This window comes from Streptomyces sp. NTD107, from assembly GCF_059510435.1.
In genome coordinates, this window is the sequence record NZ_JCAJZV010000007.1 from 242,224 (window position 1) to 259,729 (window position 17,506).

14 protein-coding genes are annotated in these 17,506 nt (G+C 67.6%); 7 read left to right on the forward strand and 7 right to left on the reverse strand.

Going from position 1 to position 17,506, the window contains the following annotated elements:
• Positions 1-11: 11 nt before the first annotated feature.
• A complete protein-coding gene (locus AC5WRL_RS16825) occupies positions 12-1,442 on the forward strand; it encodes a DNA cytosine methyltransferase (protein ID WP_496089353.1) in 1,431 nt (476 codons plus the stop codon).
• 119 nt (positions 1,443-1,561) lie between these two features.
• Here the strand turns inward: AC5WRL_RS16825 and AC5WRL_RS16830 are convergent, their stop codons facing one another.
• The gene (locus AC5WRL_RS16830) at positions 1,562-1,807 is read right to left on the reverse strand and encodes a hypothetical protein (protein WP_496089354.1); all 246 of its coding nucleotides are present in this window, start codon (positions 1,805-1,807) and stop codon (positions 1,562-1,564) included.
• Between the two features lie 727 nt (positions 1,808-2,534).
• On the opposite strand from AC5WRL_RS16830, the gene AC5WRL_RS16835 reads away from it, so the two are divergent.
• The 5 genes from AC5WRL_RS16835 to AC5WRL_RS16855 all read left to right on the forward strand — a co-directional run bounded on the left by AC5WRL_RS16835 (position 2,535) and on the right by AC5WRL_RS16855 (position 6,933).
• On the forward strand, positions 2,535-3,380 hold the full coding sequence (locus AC5WRL_RS16835) for a phosphoadenosine phosphosulfate reductase (RefSeq protein WP_496089355.1): 846 nt from the start codon (positions 2,535-2,537) through the stop codon (positions 3,378-3,380).
• A gap of 40 nt (positions 3,381-3,420) precedes the next feature.
• Complete coding sequence (locus tag AC5WRL_RS16840) at positions 3,421-4,371, forward strand: hypothetical protein (RefSeq protein ID WP_496089356.1); 951 nt, start codon at positions 3,421-3,423, stop codon at positions 4,369-4,371.
• A 192-nt stretch (positions 4,372-4,563) separates the two neighbouring features.
• Complete coding sequence (locus AC5WRL_RS16845; RefSeq protein ID WP_496089357.1) at positions 4,564-5,445, forward strand: N-6 DNA methylase; 882 nt, start codon at positions 4,564-4,566, stop codon at positions 5,443-5,445.
• Between the two features lie 95 nt (positions 5,446-5,540).
• Positions 5,541-5,885, forward strand: coding sequence for a hypothetical protein (locus AC5WRL_RS16850; protein ID WP_496089358.1), 345 nt, complete (start codon positions 5,541-5,543; stop codon positions 5,883-5,885).
• Complete coding sequence (locus AC5WRL_RS16855) at positions 5,878-6,933, forward strand: DUF4192 family protein (protein ID WP_496089359.1); 1,056 nt, start codon at positions 5,878-5,880, stop codon at positions 6,931-6,933. Before AC5WRL_RS16850 ends, AC5WRL_RS16855 begins: the two co-directional genes overlap by 8 nt.
• A gap of 380 nt (positions 6,934-7,313) precedes the next feature.
• Here the strand turns inward: AC5WRL_RS16855 and AC5WRL_RS16860 are convergent, their stop codons facing one another.
• Together AC5WRL_RS16860 and AC5WRL_RS16865 are read right to left on the reverse strand one after the other, a co-directional pair.
• Entirely contained in the window at positions 7,314-7,838 is a 525-nt protein-coding gene (locus AC5WRL_RS16860) for a hypothetical protein (protein ID WP_496089360.1), read from the reverse strand.
• A gap of 78 nt (positions 7,839-7,916) precedes the next feature.
• Positions 7,917-8,228, reverse strand: coding sequence for a hypothetical protein (locus tag AC5WRL_RS16865; protein ID WP_496089361.1), 312 nt, complete (start codon positions 8,226-8,228; stop codon positions 7,917-7,919).
• A 397-nt stretch (positions 8,229-8,625) separates the two neighbouring features.
• On the opposite strand from AC5WRL_RS16865, the gene AC5WRL_RS16870 reads away from it, so the two are divergent.
• The gene (locus AC5WRL_RS16870) at positions 8,626-11,058 is read left to right on the forward strand and encodes an NB-ARC domain-containing protein (RefSeq protein ID WP_496089362.1); all 2,433 of its coding nucleotides are present in this window, start codon (positions 8,626-8,628) and stop codon (positions 11,056-11,058) included.
• Between the two features lie 16 nt (positions 11,059-11,074).
• Here AC5WRL_RS16870 and AC5WRL_RS16875 read toward each other — a convergent pair whose 3' ends face one another.
• The 4 genes from AC5WRL_RS16875 to AC5WRL_RS16890 all read right to left on the reverse strand — a co-directional run bounded on the left by AC5WRL_RS16875 (position 11,075) and on the right by AC5WRL_RS16890 (position 17,453).
• Positions 11,075-12,784: a hypothetical protein gene (locus AC5WRL_RS16875; RefSeq protein ID WP_496089363.1), complete on the reverse strand. Its 1,710-nt coding sequence runs from the start codon at positions 12,782-12,784 to the stop codon at positions 11,075-11,077.
• Between the two features lie 322 nt (positions 12,785-13,106).
• Positions 13,107-15,533: a polysaccharide lyase family 8 super-sandwich domain-containing protein gene (locus tag AC5WRL_RS16880; protein ID WP_496089364.1), complete on the reverse strand. Its 2,427-nt coding sequence runs from the start codon at positions 15,531-15,533 to the stop codon at positions 13,107-13,109.
• Between the two features lie 64 nt (positions 15,534-15,597).
• The gene (locus AC5WRL_RS16885) at positions 15,598-16,644 is read right to left on the reverse strand and encodes an L-idonate 5-dehydrogenase (protein ID WP_496089365.1); all 1,047 of its coding nucleotides are present in this window, start codon (positions 16,642-16,644) and stop codon (positions 15,598-15,600) included.
• A gap of 38 nt (positions 16,645-16,682) precedes the next feature.
• A complete protein-coding gene (locus AC5WRL_RS16890) occupies positions 16,683-17,453 on the reverse strand; it encodes a glucose 1-dehydrogenase (RefSeq protein WP_496089366.1) in 771 nt (256 codons plus the stop codon).
• Between the last annotated feature and the right edge of the window lie 53 nt (positions 17,454-17,506).

The window sequence follows — 17,506 nt, forward strand, 5'->3', positions numbered from 1 at the left end:
CAGAGAGAATCATGGCTAGATCAGTCCACCTGCTCAGCGGCGCCGGCGGCGACGCAACGGGGTTCAAGGAAGCGGGTATAGAGCCGATCCTCGGGATCAACCACTGGCAGCCCGCCGTTGACACCTTCCAAGCCAATCACCCACAGGCCAAGGCCCGCTGCGCTGACGTGGCGAACTACCCGATGCGGTTCCTTCCCAAGGCCGAAATAGCCTGGGCTTCGGTGATCTGCTGGGAAGTCAGTCCTGCCGGCGGCCTCGGATACCGCCATGTTGAATTCGACGAAGACAGCGGCGACTGGAAAGAACCCGACCGTGATGCGTTCCAGCAGACCCGGGTAACCGGCTGGTGCGTAGTCCGCGCCGCAGAAGCACGCCGCTACCCGGTGATCGTCGTCGAGAACGTCGTCGAGTTCGCCCGTTGGCCCCTTTTCTCGACATGGATCAAGGCGATGGAACTCCTTGGATACCGGGCCAAAATCATCTCGGTATCTTCAGCACACATAGGAGACGGCGACAATCTTCACGCACCTCAATGGCGGGACCGCATCTACATCATTTTCACCCTCCGCACCATGAGCCCTCTGAATCTCACGCCGAGGCCCCTTGCCTTTTGCGAGTCATGCGGGCGCGATGTCCGCGCCCGCCAGAACTGGAAGCGGCCAGGGCGGCGGCGCGTCGGTAAATATAGGCAACAGTATGTCTACCGCTGTCCAACCTCAAAGTGCTTTCGGGTAGTCGAACCGTACATACGCCCGGCGGCCGATATCATCGACTGGGATGATATCGGGGATCGGATCGGTGACAGGGCCGAGCCACTGGCAGAGTCCACTATGGGGCGCATCCGAAGAGGACTCGCCAAGCATCCGGCCAGTCCGTCCGTCGTCACCTTGACGCACGGCCGGCAAGGGGGTGACCGGTCCTTTTCCCCGGACGCCTGGCCCCTGCCGACGCGTACCGCCAAGCTTGGCGAGGGTCTGCTTGTGCCGGTGGGCGGCACGTGGAACAAGACCGCGGTCCCCACAGGAACAGCGATGCGGACCCTCACCACCAGGGAGAGCCAGGCGCTGGTCTCCCCGCCGTTCATCGTGGAGTACCGCGCCCACCAGTCGGCCAGCCCCGTGACCCGGCCCCTGAGCACGGTGACAGCAGGAGGGCGGCATCACGCCCTGGTCATCCCGTACCGGAAGGCCAGCCCTCGCCCGGCGGATGAGCCGTTCCACACCATGGCAACCCGAACGTCAGCGGCAATCGTCCAAACGGCACCGTCCGTTGAGGACTGCTATTTCAGGATGATCAAGCCCGAGGAGCAACTGCTCGCTCAGCGCTTCCCGCCGGATTACATCACCACCGGTAGTAAAGCTGATCGCACGCGCATGGCCGGAAATGCGGTAAGCGTCAATATTGCGCGCTGGATTGGTGAGGCGCTCGCCGAGATTGTATGAGCAATGCTCAAGGGAAAGGAAGAGGCATGTTCCCCGGCGAACCGCATGTTCAGCACGCCCCCGTAGAGGCCCTTCGCCAACTCATACGCGATTACCGGTATCTGCCTCGCCTGGAGTGGTCAATCAAGGAGAACGGCGTTCTCGCTGGTACCCAGTACGCCGCCCACGCGTCGCTTGACGTTCTGCGCGAATACAGGGTAGTTCTGGGCGGGATTATCGAGCCGACCGATGTCGTATTCCGCTTGCGCGGCCAGCCGATGCGCATGCACCAGCTCAGGGCGACGTGGAGAGACGTTCCAGTGGCAGTTCGGGTTCCCGTTCACGAACCCCGTGACATAGGTCCGATATATGGGATCCACTTTCACAGGACCGGTGGTATTGATCCATGAAGATTACTTGCTGGGCCGTAGTGGCGGCTTTCCTCGCTATTGTCCTGTGCCGTCTGATGCTGAGCTTGACGGAACACCACGACAAAGTGCGGCGGGGGAAACGCGGGATCCCGAAGCACCGTTCATGCGGGGGTCACAGGGCCAGCCCCCCAACAAGTGGCGAGTCATCACCCGGAGGTAACGGGTGACCCGGACCCGGACACTGATCACCTCCCCGTGGATTTTCCGAGCCCCCTGCCGGGGAGATCTGCGCTTCTCGCCGGCAGATGACGACGAGCAGATCACCATGCACGCAGCTATTGAACTCCTGGATGTGTGTGCGGGCTGCCCCTTCCGGAGACCATGCATCGAACGCGTCCAGCCGCAGCAGTCAGGCTTCGACGGTGTCTGCGGAGGATGGCTGTGGCGCAACGGCGGAGCGCTGGCGGAGTGCGCCGGTGCCGACCCCGCCGACCTCCATGCAGAGGGCCCCCCGTACTCAGTGTGCGGGACACCCTCCGGGGCCAAGGCCCACCGCCGACGGCGAGAACCGAGCTGCCAGGCATGCCTGGCAGTCGAACGAGAACAACAACGCCGGCGCCAGCGCCGGGAGCGAGACCGCTCCACGACCAAAGCGAAATAGGAGACATCTTTGAAAGCGATAAAGGCTACATTGGCCGAGCCTGGAAGCGTTGGACAACCGCATTCCCCGGAAGCCCCCAGCGTGCCCTCCGGCATACCGCGCATCGCCACGCGCCCGCCGGAACTGCGCGCCTTCTCCTTCGGCGGTGGCTGGCAATCCATGGCCGTGCTCGTGCTCGCAGCACGCCGAGAACTGCCCTACCGCCACTTCATCTTCGCGAACGTGGGCTCCGACAGCGAACACCCCGGCACACTGGAGTACATACGACAGTGGGTCCGCCCCTACATCGCCGCACATCGCAGGATGACGTTCACCGAGGTGCAGCGAACACGATCGGACGGGTCCGTCGAGACCCTGTGGGGCCGCCTGACCAAGCTCGGTTCCAGGGCTCTGCCCATACCCGTCCGGATGTCCAACGGCGCACCGGGCACGCGCAGCTGCACGGCGGACTTCAAGATCCACACCATCGGCCGCGAACTGAAACGCCGGGGCGCCACGGAGCGGATACCGGCCAGCATCGGCATCGGCATCTCCGTGGATGAGTTCGAGCGCGCCAACCGGCGACGGTCAGAGCCGTACGAACGGATCGAGTACCCACTCCTAGACCTGGGGATCCGACGCCACGAAATACCCGCGATCCTCGCAGAAGCTGGGCTGCCCGTTCCGCCCAAATCCGCCTGCTATTTCTGCCCACTCCACAGTGTCGGAACGTGGATGTCCATGAGGGCAGAAGAGCCCGAACTGTTCCAAAAAGCCGCAGCGCTTGAAAACACCCTCAACGCGCGCCGCCGCAGGCTCGGCCGAGACGAGATCTACCTCAGTCGATACGGAATGCCACTATCCACCGCATTCCCCGAGGGCTCCCAGTTCCTTCCGGATGACGAAGCCGCAGACAAAGGGTGCGACTCCGGATGGTGCATGACCTGACCCAGTAAAGCTCCGTACCCCAACCCACAAAGGATCAGTAATGACGCATGAACCGCACATCCAGAGATTCATAGAGACGTTCGAGCTGCGGGGATTTGCAGCCCTGATCGACGTGACAGTGGATGACCTTCTGAGGGCATTCGAACGCGACATTCTCCAGCCCATACACCGGGAGTTCATCCAAGGTCCCCCTGGATTCGATGCGGCGATGGCTGCCGTCGAGAACCACACAGAGGAGAATCTGGTCGCCACCATCCTGATTCGGGCACTGGAAAACGCAGGACGGGGAAGAGACGCGAGGCTGATCCGCGACGTTCAGAACGCGTCCTTGCTGCCCCTCACGACCTCTGCCCCGGCCGGCATAGGAACCAAATCCCGGTACCAGGAAGATCCACACGTCCAGCACGCGATCCGCATCTTCATCGCGGCCGGTCTGCACCCGGCACGTGATACCCGACCCGCACCGGACAACACAGGGTTCTTCGTCGTCCCTGTTTTGGATACGCCAGGGCGCGTCATCATCCGACACGATGAGGACGCTCTCCAGCGGCAGGGATTGACCGGCGGACGTCACGCCTACGTCCGCATCATGACGCTTGCAGGGTGGGCAATCCCTGAAACCACAGACGAGACGAACCTGACCGTGGCGCAGAACCCGGCTGGCTCCCTGCCCTGCATGGCAGTTGAGGCTGACGACTCCGATGTGTGGCCGTTCTACACTCGCCCGGGTCTGCCCGTCGACCGCGAAGCGTTCGATGCCCACTGCAATCAGTACGGTCTGGGCGAACACCAGCGATCAGCGATCCTCAAATCCATCCCGCACTTCTTCCACTTCCAGAAGGCCAGATTCGAGGCCCTGGGTAAAGCTAACCATCAGGCCGAAACAGGGCACCTATCCAAAGCCACCCTGGAACTTCTTATCCGTGCCGCGGTACTGTTCTTCACCGGACATGAAAAGGAGGCAATGGCCCTCAATCTCACGTTCGTCTGACACGCCACCAAACAACGGCCCCGGCTCACCCGAGCCGGGGCCGTCCCCCATTCCCTAGTGAAGAAAGCAGGATGAAGGAAGGGAATGATGAACCTCCCGAAAGTCCATGCCGATAACCGCAGAGCTGCGCCGAGGTGGGCGAAAGAGGCCAAGAAAAAGCGACAGAAAGAAGCATATGCGCCAGTAGCCCCCGTGAGAATCAGCAAACCCCGCGGGAGCCGCGAGAGCCATGCCTGGGCTATCGCAGAGAGCATCGCACCGGCTTGGTACAAGCAAAACCCTGGGCGCGACTTCATTATCCCGATCGGAGTCGTGGCAGCGCTCTCACTGATCGAGGCCGACCACAAAAAACGAGATCAGAACGCCCGGGATATTCTCGCCCTTCCGGCCGAGGAGCTTCCCAAACTCTTCTCCAACTTGTGGGCATCCACCTGGATTCGACAGCCCAGCCTCATCACCATGGCCCAGCCATTGATCGAGTGGACCGAACGGGGCAACCTGTCAGAGGCCGAAATCCAAGGAGTCGGTGCCGTAACCGAGACGGTCCTGACCCAAGGAATTCTTGAGCTGACAGCAGACCCTGACCCGTGGACGAGATCCGCCGTCGACGTACTCGGGCCGGTGGTCACGAGCCTGCGAACCACAGGACAACAGAAAATGAACGCGGAGATCCACACCCCCTCGCCAGTGGCAAATTTGATGTCCAAATTCACCCTGGGTACCAAGCCGCCACCCCGAGGAGCCTGGATATCCGATCCCGCCTGCGGCACCGGCTCTCTGCTGCGAGCCACAGCACATGAACTGTGCGACCAGGGTCTCAACCCCCGCGACTACTACTGGTACGCCAACGACATCGACCCGGTGGCAGCAGCCGCCATGTCCGTGAACGCCATCGTGTGGGGCCTCGGCCCGACTCTCGTCAGCTGCGGCAACGCCCTTGGAGAGGAAGACCTGTTCGCCCAGGCTCTCAAACAACACTCACAGATCATCGAATATCGGGACCACATCGCGAGGTTCGCGGGGATGGCCACGGCCATGCAGAAGACGCTGGCCCTCCTCAGCGACCCGACATGACCCTAACCACCCCCGAACCCGAACCCGGACCCGCGGCCCTCATCCACTGCCCCGATTCGGCATCTCCACACGCCACGTGGCAGGGGCCCAACATCGTGCACGATCGCGGGGCCATCGACTTCCGTCACTCCGACGCCGGCCACCGCATCGGCATGCGGCTCAGCCTCGACGGCCTCGTGGCACAACTGTGGATCACCGCAGGTGCAATCCCGCCACCCGACCAGCCAGAGCCACGGGCGCCCGAAGAGAAAGCCGCACAGCAAGTCGCCCAACACAGACGTCTGCAACCAGGCCGGACCTGGCATGTCCTCGTCTACCCCCGCGATACCCCCGACCTAGAGGAGGCCATCACGACCGCCGTCAAAGAACAGCTCATCCCCGCACTCAAAGAGAAGCCCAGACACATCCCAGACCGAAAGAAGAAAGCGCCCAATGCCTGAACCAATACCATTCAACCACTCTGAAATGGTTGAAAGCCTTCAATTCGCCCCCGCGCTCTACCCGGAGAACGAAATCGTCATCCGACCGACCCGCAACAACACCAACGCAACCAGGCTCTACATCAGCCAGGGCATCCCCGATGGCCCCGCCAGTCGGCCAACCTACGCCCAAGATCTCGCCCATTTCGTCAGAAAAGCCACCAGCAGCCACAACGAACCCGCCACAGGCACCATCGTCTACGTCGTACCGAAACCCACACCCCTCGACCAATTCCAGAACGCCGCCGACAACGCGCAACCGCTCATCACCGCCCTGCGCAACGAACTGGCCGCCATCGACCTGCCCGTCACCGCCTCCATCTGCATCGCCGGCGGCCTGTGGCGCGCATATGAATGCTCGGCCCCTGAGTGTTGCAGCCACTTCGCCCGACCCCTCATCCAGGGACGCGTGACACGTGAGTACCTAGCTCTCGGCGCCCGACCCGCCCGCACCCGCGCCACCGTAGAGAAGGAACTGCTCCCTATCCGGGGGGGAAAAGCCATCCAGCTCAGAGCACACCTGGCCCAGAGCCAGCACCGCGAGCCACCACAGTCTGACCACTGGATGAGCGGGATCAAGGGACCGTCTACCGCGATCCTGCAGGGCATACGAAACGTCACCGACAACCTACCCATCCCCTCAAAACTGGGGGCCACCGTCATCAGTGACCTCCAACAAGACCTGGAGCAGGCATTCGCACTGGAAATGATCGAGGACGAGCTACCTCACGCACACCAACTTTGGCGCACTCTCGTACCCCGATGCGTATACCCGTACGAGAGATTGGCCCTGCCGTTGCTGGCCCTGCTCAGCTGGACGTCTCAACACCTTGGGGACCAGGCCCTCGCCCAGGTCTCCTACGAACGCGCCCTCCGCATCGACCCCAGTAACCGATTGGCCATCGAGATGCGCACTACCTGTGGGGATGCCGAGGCGCGCATGTCGGCACGGAACCTCTATGCGACCACACGATGGGCAAGAACCCGTATGCGACCGCGAAGGGATTAGCAAGCTGACGCCTACCGGTGGATACTGCCCTGCAGGAGGAGAAGAGCCTGTGCATGCCCGTGACGCCCAGGACGCTGTGAACGGCCCTTCGGCACGCCTCCGCCGCGCCTTCTGGGGCCAAGCTGGGGACACGAGACCGACGTAGCATGTACAAGGATCGGTGAACCTTGATTTCTGACCCGATGGGCCCACTTGCCTCACAGTCCGTCTGACCTGGGAGCTTGCGACTCTGGCGAGGATGAAGCTATGAAGATCAAGTAGGCCCCAGTCTCACTCGTAATGCGTAGGTCAAGGGTTCGATTCCCTTAGGCGGCTCACCCAAAGGCCAGGTCAGACATTTCTGACCTGGCCTTTCGTGTGCCTGCTCTCGGCTCGTGGCGTCAGTCCACGAATTCGACGCTCTTGAATGTCGCGGACGTGTGTTTGCCGGGTTCGACGGGTTCGGGTTGTGAGCCGGGGCAGTTCGCGTGGGTGTAGAGGAGTGCGGTGGCGTCGGTGCCGTTGATGACGACGCCGTTGCCGGTGAGGTTGTAACAGCGGTTGGAGGCTGGGTTCTTGAGCGTCTTCTGGGGGGCGCTCCGGTAGTAGATGAGCGTGCCCAGGGCGGACTCCCGGATCCAGATGCTGTTGAAGTCGAGATCACGCTGAGAGCCCGGGGAAACCGTCATGAAAGAGCCCGCGCAGTTCGGGCTGGTGAAGAGCAACACCTCCCGGTTGGTCTGGTTGTCGACACCGACGCCCCCCGGGGCGGGGTAACAGATCCCCGCTCGCGGGTCGACGATCGTGCCGACGTCGTCGGGCGGGGTGTAGGTGAACGTTCCGGTCGCGGCGCCGGCCGGGCCTGTGGGCAGCGTCAGTGCCAGGGTGAGGGCGAGCACGGTGAGCACGGAGCGGGAAGTCGCCACGGTGTTCCTTTCAGGGGACGGCACGGCCGGCACCGCTCGGCCGGCCCGCCTCGCGGCGGGCCGGCGGCCGCACGAGGGTCAGGGAAGGAACATGACGCTCTTGAACTCGGACTCCGTGTGCTGCTGCCCCGGTTCGAGGGAGATGGCCTGGGTGCCGGCGCAGTTCGGCACGGAGTACAGCAGCGCGTGGGCGTTGGTGCCGTTCGAGGTGCTTCCGGCGCCGGTGACGTTGTAGCAGACGTGGTTCGCGGGGTTGTTGAGGAAGCCGAGGGTCTTGTCCAGCTTGAGGTAGGTGAAGGTGCCGGTCGCGGCGTACGCGCTGGTCGTCGTTCCCAGCGCGAGCGCGGCGGCCGCCCCCACGGCCGCCGCGCACAAGGCGATGCGCTTCATGTCCGCTGTTCCTTCCGTCCGGGATGATGTGTCCTCCCTCAGCCCCGCTGGGCGCGGTGATCAGCACCTGCCATTACTCCGTGCGCTCAGTGGTGACTGTGTGGAGTGACGCTGTCAGGCTTGCACGTCCATCGACCGGACAGGACGGCGCGCGGCCACATTGCCCGGCAGCGCTCGCAGCGCGGCCCCCCGGCCTTCGCGCCACTTCACACCCGGCGGGTGTGCCACGCTCCCACCGAACAGGGGCTGGGTCCGAGGAGGCGCGTGCGTGCCGGGCTGGGCAAATGTCGCGGATCTCTCTACGGTGGGTGTCCGACTGGCCACGGGTTGAGGGGGCTGTGTGGAAGCCGAGTTGGCGGCGCTTGCCGCGGCGGGAGCTACGACGCTGGTTGGGCTCATGGTGTCGGAGTCGTGGGAACGGGCGAAGAGCGGGCTGGCCCGGTTCTTCGGGCGGCGGGCTTCGGGCAGTGCCGCCGAGGAGGAACTCCAAGCGGCGAGTGAGGAGTTGGACAGGGCGCGGGCCGTGGGGGACGCGGCGGTTCAGGCGGATGTCCAGACCCGGTGGCAGCAGCGGCTGGAAGGGATGTTCCAGGAGGATCCCGGCGCCGCCGAGGAGCTGGCGCGGCTGCTGTCCGGGCTCGCGCCGGACGCGTCACGTACCTTCGTCGATCTTGTCGCCGGAGTGGTGAACAACTACGGTCCGGTCCTCCATGGATCGCATATCCATGGTGGTATTACTTTCAATATTCCGTCGGCACCGTCGGGTCTTGCCGTCAAGCCCGATCAAGTGCCCTCCGTGACGGTCCCGTTCAGCAATCGGACAAGCGAGCTTGCTGCCCTGGACGAGACGCTCGGCTCCGGGGCCGTCGATGTCAGGGTGCTCGAAGGACTGCCCGGAGTCGGCAAGTCGACGACGGCCTGGCAGTGGGCGGCAAGGGCCCGGGGGCTCTTCCCGGATGGACAGCTGTACGTGGATTTCGCGGACCTGCGTGACCGGTCCGCGCCGGGGAGCGCCGTCGGTGCGGATGTCTCGGAGGCCCTTGCCATGTGCCTGAGGTCGCTTCAGGGAGGCGACAACGGCATTCCGGATTCGCTCGCGGAGCGGACCAACCTGTTCCGGTCGCGCTCGGCCGCTCTGCGCATCCTGCTCGTCCTCGACGACGTGACCCAGCCCGCACAGGTTCGTGCGCTGATCCCCAAGGGCGCGGGCAGCGCCGTACTGGTCACGAGCCGGCGGAGACTGGGTGAACTGGCCATGGACGGCGCCCGGTTGATCTCCGTCAAGCCGCTGGACGCACCTGGCGGCCTGACGCTGCTGAAGGACCGGTGCGGCGCTGAAGCGGTCGAGGCCGAACGGGAAGCCGCCGAGCACCTCGTGGAGTTGTGCGGCGGCCTGCCGGTGGCGCTCCAGATCGTCGCGGCACGGCTGGTCACCGATGACCATCTCACCATGACGGCACTGGCCGCCGAACTGGACGACGAGGCCGGACGACTGGCCGGCCTGGCACTGGACGGAGAGGAGTCCGCGGTGTCCGCTGTTCTGGGTCCCTCCTACCGGCTGCTGCCGCCCGAGGCCGCCCGGCTCTACCGGCTGCTCGGCTGGCTGCCGACCGGGATCTTCGACGCCGGTGTGGCGGCGGTCGCCGCGGACATCGACACGAGGAGTGCGAAGCGCCTGCTGGGGGTTCTGGTGAAGGCGAGCCTGGCGGAGGCCACGGATGACGGCCGCTACCGCATGCACGATCTGGTCCGGCTGCACGCGAGGGAGCGCGCGGCCCGGGAGGAGCCGGTTACGGAGCGGGACGCACTGACGCAGCGGGTGGGCACGCACTACCTCGTCCTCACCGCACTGGCCGATCGCGCCCTGCGGCAGGACCGGCTGCGGATCGCCGAACTGGACGGCCTGCTCCGGGACGCCGAGGACCCCTTCGCCGCCGCCGGCGGGCCGGATCCGCTGGAGTGGCTCCACACCGAGCGTCCCGCCATCCTCGCGGTGCTGCGGACGGCCGTACAGCACGGGCTGTTCACCCTGGCCTGGCAGCTCGCCGAAGCGTTCACCGTGCTGTTCCTGCACAGCCGCTATCTCGGGGCGTGGAAGGAGTCGCTGGAGCTGGGTGCCGAGGCGGCGGCATCGGCGGCGGCAGCGGCCAGTACGGCCGGCGAGATCGCGGAGGCCACGGCGGGCGAGGCCAGGCTGCGCAGCCTGCTGTCCCGCCCGCTGCTGGACCTCGGTGAGAACGACCGCGCGGGCGCGGAACTGGAGAAGTCCGTCGCCCTGGCCGAGACCTCCGGGCACCTTGTACTGCGCGCCTCCGTACAGGAGTTTCTCGGACGGTACCGGGATCTGTTCGAACCGGCGCGCGCCGTCGAGGCGTACCAGCTGTCCGTTGAACTCAACGAGCAGGCCCGGGAATTCCGTGGCGCCGCCCTCGCCCGCTACTTCCTCGGGTGTGCGCAGAACGCCCGGGGCGATCACGCCGAGGCCATGGTCACGCTGCGCCGCGCGCGGCGGGATCTGGAGACCCGCGCGGAGCCCGACCGGCGGATGGCGGCCCGGGTGACCGCCGCCATCGGCGTCGTGCACGATCATCTCGGCGAGAGTGCCGAGGCGATCCGCGAGCTGAGTGAGGCGGCCCGGGTGCTGGGCGAGGTGCGGGCGACGCACTACGAGGCGCAGGCCCTGGTGCAGCTTGCCGACATCGCGGAGCGGACGGGAGGCCGCGAGGAGCTGGTGCGCGAGTGCCTGGGCCGGGCCGTCGCCATCCATGAGGCGGCCGGCAGCCGGTTGGCGGAGGGTCTGCGGCGGCGCTGGGAGGACCTCGATCGCTGAGGCCGGTTCGTGGCGCTTATCCGATCGGCCGGGTGGGACGAAGGCGGAGGACGACGTCCTCGTCCCGCCGGTCACCGGTCCGCAGCGTCACCCAGGTGTCGTGCAGCGGAAGACCAGCGCGCAGCGCGGCGTACACGACGGCGGCCGGCAGGCCCGGATCCCGGTCCTGGCCGGTGGCCGCCGTCTCCACGATCCGGCCGTCCCTGAGCCCGACCAGACAGCGGCCCCCGCGTACGCCCGACGCCGCGAGGAGGCTGCCGGGCCATTGGGCGAGGGTCTCCTCGATCCAGCGCAGCGCCTCCACCGACGTGGACGCGGGGCGGCGCCGGAGGAGTACGGAGGCGCTTTCGGTCAGCCGGCGGTCGCGCTCGTCGTCCGCGCAGGCCAGATGGGTGACGTGGGCGGGGGAGTCCTGGCGTGCCCCGTCGTACGCGGACACGGCGGCCGGAAAGCGGCGCACGGTGACGGTCGGCGCGGCACGGTCTCCGCCGAGGCCGGTGGTCACTTCCCATGAGGTGACGGAGGCGGCGGGCGGATCCGGCACCGGCAGTATCGGGGGAGACGGTGGTGGGAACGGCGGTTCCGGGAGCTTCAGCAGATGGTAGAGGGCGGTACGGAGCCGTGCGAGGGCATGGCCCGGTTCGGCGAAGGCCCGCTCCGCGACGGCGGCGTACCGCTGGGGCGAGTGCCCACGTACGACCTCCGCCACCTGCCGGAGCAGATCCCCGCCGGTGTCCAGGCGGGGCGCGACGGCCGCCAGGTCGTGTACGGCCGTCCCCGGCACCGCGTCATCGCCGAACGCGGCCAGCAGCAGCGGCGTACCGGCTGCCGCGCCGTACAGCGTCACCGAACCGTGGTCGCCGATGAGGACGTCCGCGGCGACGAGCGCCGGCCGCCAGGCGTGGACGGGCGGCATGAGCAGCAGACCCGCGTCCAGGGCGGCGGCTTGCAGGGTGCGGAGCTGCCAGCCCCCGTGGGCGGACCAGACATTGGGGTGGACGATCGCGCCCACCCGGTAGTCGTCGTAGGGCAGTTGGGAGAGGAGGCGCGGGAGGAGGGTGGGGTGACAACCCAGGAGCGAGGTGGGCCCCCAGGTGGAGCTGACCATGATCAGCCGCTGGTGCTCGGTGACCCCCAGCGCCTCCCGGTACGCCGTCCGGTGTGGCCGGCTGCCGACCAGCTCGTCGAAGCACGGGTCCCCCACGACCAGGGTGTGTCCGGCGGCCTTCGGGTGGCTGGTGAGCAACTGCGTTTCCTGTGCCGGATGCGACACCGTCAGCCAGGCGCGGCCCGTCTCCAGCAGGGAGTCCGGTACGACGCCGGAGAGCCGGTTCGCCGAACTCCGGGAGTCCGGAACGTACTTCTGAAATCCGACGCCGTGCGGCAGCACCAGCACCGGACAGCCGCCTTCCGGCACGTCGATGTTCTCGCTGGCGGAGAGGATGAGGTCGGGGGTGAGGTGGCCCAGTTGTTCCCAGGGCATGACCCGGCATCCGTGGGTGTGGAGGAGGTCGAGGACCCCGGCGTTGAAGGCGGATGTGCGGTCGTAGGCGAAGACGACCGTCACACGGCTGTCGCCGCGCAGCAGCGATGGCAGTGCTTCGAGGGCGCGTACGGTCGAGGTGACCGTACGGGCGGCGACGACGAGGGTGCGTTCGCCGTGGAAGGTGCTCCAGCGGTGGGCGTCCCGCCCTACAGGTACGCGAAGCGGCCGGTCATCGAACAAGGTGGCCGCCGCCCCGGACCATCCCGCTCCGCCGGCCGGTCAGCGGCTCGCGGCTCGCGGCTCGCGGCTCGCGGCTCGCGGCTCGCGGCTCGCGGCTCGCGGCTCGCGGCGAGGGTCCTTTATCGTGTTTCAATCCTCTTGGCAATCTTTCGGGCGATTTGTGGCGCGTAAGCGGACGGGTGAACGCGTACACGGTAACGAATCACCCCACGTCAGGGTGCGGTGGACAGGCGGGATCCGATGCCGTGGAAGTGGGCACCGATGGTTGTGGCGACCTGGCCGGCCTGCGCGAAACCCTGCGCCGCACGGGCGGCGGCGCCCGCTAGGTTCGCAGCCGGGCGGTGAGGGTGCGGCCGTGGAGTTGATGGGTGGTGGCGGTCACGTGGGTGGCGTGGCGGGTGGTGTGGGTGTGGATTCCCTCGTCGGACTCGATCGTGTGCAGGGGGCGGCCGTGCAGGGTGAGGGAGATCGTCGGGCGTTCCGTTGTCGGGTCGCTGATCGCGATCGACAGGGTGCCGTCCTTGGCGGTGTGGAGGATGACGGATGCAGGGCCGTCGATGGTCAGGTTCCGGGTGTGGTGGGGGCCGGGGGTGAAGGTGTTGGCCATCAGGAGGGACAGGCCCTTGTGCTCGATGGCCTGGAGGTCCGGGGTGTTGGCGAGCAGTGACAGGCGGCCGTCCGCATAGGCCGACAACTGTGCTGCTGTGGCGTTCGGGACCAGGGCGTAGGCCAGTGACAGGGGCCGGGCGCCCGGTGGTTGGTGCACGGTGAGGGTGAAGACCTGCTTGGTGACCGGGGTGTCGGGGTTCGCCGTGCGGATCAGGCGGCGGCTCCTGGTCACGGTGTCGATGGCCGCCGTGGGCTGTGGTCCGGTGAGGAATACGTAGCCGAGCGAGAAGTCCGGTCCCGCGCAGCGCAGCCACGGCGGTGGGCCGGGGCGGCGGGTGACGGTGAGGGTGTCGGACGGTGCCGCGATTCTGGTGTCCAGGGTGGTGGTCACGGTGCGGCCGGCCGGGTCGCCCACGTTCGCCGCCAGGATGATGATCTCGTCGTCCAGCATGAACCAGGACTTGGTGGCACGGGCGTTGGCGTAGGTCACGAAGTCCGCCGGGAGTTCGTGCCGGGCCGCGTGGGCGGCGTCGTCGCCGAGGATCAGGGCCGCCGTGCCGTAGGGGCCGAGGTGGGCGCCGCCGGAGTGGGTGTTGGTGGCGCGGGGGAAGTAGACGTACCGGTTCTGGAGTTCGGACGACGCGGTGAAGCCGGCCGCCGGGTTGTCGTACCAGGCCGCCCCGTACAGCTCGGGGATCGTGCGGCGGGTCTCCACCGGGGCGGTGACGCCCGCCAGTTGGTGCGGCGGCACCGTCGTGCAGTGGTCGACGCCGTACGCCCGGGTCTGGTCCTGGCCGGCGAGATAGAGGTGGTGCGCGCCGTCGCCCTGGAACCAGGGCAGCAGGTTCTCGCCGTTCATGTATTCGTACTTACTAATCCGGCTGGAGCTGCGGGCCAGCGCGAAGGCGTAGCCGGGGCGCCGGTGGACCGTACGGTCCATGGCGTTGAATGCCGTGTGGCGCTCCGGTGCCCCGAGGTCCTGGGCCGGTATCGAGGGGTCGGCGAGGATGTCGGCGTAGCGCGCCACGCTGACCGGTGACACGAAGGTGGCGGGGTCCAGGGCCGCCTTCGAGGTGTGCCGGAGGTGCTTCACGTACCCCTTGAGCGCCGGCACATGGTCGGCCAGGTCGGTGACCGCCTCCACGATGGTGGCGACGCCCGCGTAGCCGGTCTCGGGGCGGGAGACGGTGCGGCCCTTGACGATCTCCATCAGCCAGCCCTCGAAGATGAGCGGGGCGAAGCTGTCCGCCACCCAGCCCCGTACGACGGCGGCCAGCGCGGCGGTGTCGGTGTAGTCGGTGCCGTGCAGGAATTGGATGGTCTGTACGGCGCGGGTGAGGAGGTTCTTGCCGTAGGCGCCGGTGTAGGCGACCGAGTCGTGCTGGATGAACGAGCCGTCCGCGTGGAAGCCGTCGCCCTCCTCGACCGTCGCGTACACCGTGAGCTGGTCCGTGACCGCCTTGGCGATGCGCGCGTCGTCGCCCGTCACGGCGCCCTGGAGGATGCGGTTGGTGGTGATGTCGGCGAGGTTGGCACCGGTGTGGAAGCGGGAACCGAGGTCGACGTCGCCGTCCTTGCCGTTGCGCAGGTAGGCGTCCATCGAGGTGAGGTAGGTGGCGGTCAGGGCGGGCCGGTACGTGGCGAGTTCGTCCCTGAGGAGTACGAGGGTCTTGGTGACGCTCGTGGAGATGCCGATCTCCCAGGTGAACCAGTTGCCGTAGTAGCCCGTCGACTGGTCGCCGTAGTACGTGTCGTGGAGCCGGGCCAGGGCGTCGATGACGCGCCGCTGGGTGGCGGGAGTACGGGTGGCGGTGAGGGCGATCTCGTACAGGTTGCGGTAGGTGGTGTTGAGGTTCGGGTCGCTGGTGCCGAGGGGGAGCCCCCGGAAGAGTTCGCCGGGGCCTGCGGCGTCCATCGCGGTGAGGTGGGCCTGTGCCGTGGACGCCATGGCGGCGAGCTTGGCGGCCACTTCGGGGCGGGCGTTGGACTCGGCGGTGCCGGTGAGCAGGGCGGTGGCGTTGCCGAGGATGGCGGCGTGGCCGGGGCTGATGGCGGTGGCCCGCGCGTGTGGGGGCGCGGCCACCGCCAGCAGGGCGGACGTGGGCAGGGTCGTCAACAGGGAGCGGCGCGAGAGCGGCAAGGGGGATCTCCCAACTCACCCGGAGCGGGCTGCCCCTTCACCGAACCAAGGCGGGTTCCGCCTGTCAATGGGACAGATCCAGCAGCACCTTGGAGGCGGTGGTGCGGTCGCCGGCCAGGTCGAATGCCTCGGCGGACCGTTCCAGCGGGAAGGTGTGGGTGACGATCGGACCGACGGGCAGCCCGCCGGCCAGCAGGGACAGCGCCTCGTCGAACTCGGTGTCGAAGCGGAAGGCGCCGCGCAGGTCGAGTTCGCGGGTGACCGCCACATTGCCCAGCAGGCCGACCTCGCCGGGCGGCAGCAGGCCGAGCAGGACGACGGTGCCGCCGCGCCGGGTGCGTTCCACGCAGGTGCGCAGGCCGGCCGGGGCGCCGGACGCCTCGATGGTGATGTCGAACGGGGCGGCCCAGGCCGGGTCCTCGGGGCGGTCCGCCCGTACGGTGGCGGTGGCGCCGACCTCGGTGGCGATCCGCAGCGGCTCGTCGACGAGATCGCTCACCACGATCTCGGCGGCGCCCTTGTGCCGCAGCGCGGCGACCACCAGGCAGCCGATCGGGCCGGCGCCGGTGACCAGGACGCGTCGGCCGGTTACGTCGCCGGCCCGGTTGACGGCGTGCAGGGCGACGGACAGCGGTTCGGCGAGCACGGCGCGGTCCAGGTCGAGGCCGGGCGGCAGGGTACGGAGCTGGGCCGCGGGCACGCTGATGAGCTGGGCGAAGCCGCCCTGGACGTGCGGGGTGTGGGCGGCGCTGCCCAGGTACCGGGTGTGGCCACAGATGTTACGGCGGCCGGCGGCGCACTCGGGGCAGGTGCCGCACGGGGTCGCGGGGTGGACGGCGACCGGGGTGCCCACGGCGGGTCCGTCCGTACCGGGCCCCAGGGCCGCCACGTGGCCGACCACCTCGTGGCCGAGGATCATCGGCTCGCGCACGGCGAAGTCGCCGACCCGGCCCCGGTGGTAGTAGTGCAGGTCGGAGCCGCAGATCCCGCCGAGCGCGATGGCGACGGCGATCTCACCGGGCGCGGGGGCGGCGGCCGGGCGCTCCTCGATCCGCAGGTCGCCGGCCCCGTGCACGGTGCAGGCGCGGACGGTGGTGGTGATGGGGTGCATGGGGGTGGCTCCTTGCGGATTCAGCGGATTCAGCGGATTCAGAGGACGGAGAGCATGCCGCCGTCGACGTACAGCACCTGTCCGTTGACGAAGTCGGCGGCGGGGGAGGCGAGGTAGATCAGGGCGCCGACGAGGTCCTCGACCTGGCCCCAGCGGCCGGCCGGGGTCCGCTTGCGTACCCAGGCGCTGAACTCCTCGTCCGCGACCAGGGCGGCGGTCAGCTCGGTGTCGAAGTAGCCGGGGCCGATGCCGTTGACCTGGATGCCGGCCGGGCCGAGGTCGGCGCACATGCCCTTGGTGAGCATCTTGAGGCCGCCCTTGGTGGCGGAGTACGGGGCGATGCCGGGGCGGACGGCCTCGCTCTGGAGCGAGCAGATGTTGATGATCTTGCCCTGGCCCCGGGGGACCATCCGGCGGGCGACCTCGCGACCGACGAGGAAGGCGCTGGTGAGGTTGGTGTCCAGCAGCCGCTGCCAGTCCGCGTCGGTGAACTCCGTGAACGGGGTGCGGTGTTGGGTCCCGGTGTTGTTGACGAGGATGTCGAGGGGGCCGGCGGTCTCCTCGACGCGGGCGATGCCGGTGGCAACCGCGGCCGGGTCGGTGACGTCGAAGGCGGCGGTGCGTACCCGGTCCCCGAAGGTGGCGGCGAGCTCCGCGCGGGCCGCTTCCAGGGTGGTGGCGTCGCGGCCGTTGAGGACGACCGTGCAGCCGGCTTCGAGCAGCCCGGTGGCCAGCGCCCGGCCGATACCGCGGCTCGATCCGGTGACCAGGGCCACCTTGCCGGTGATGTCGAACAGCGGGTGGCTCATGCGGTGCGTCCTCTCCCCGTTTCCCACTCAGTGGAAAACTTATCTACTCAATG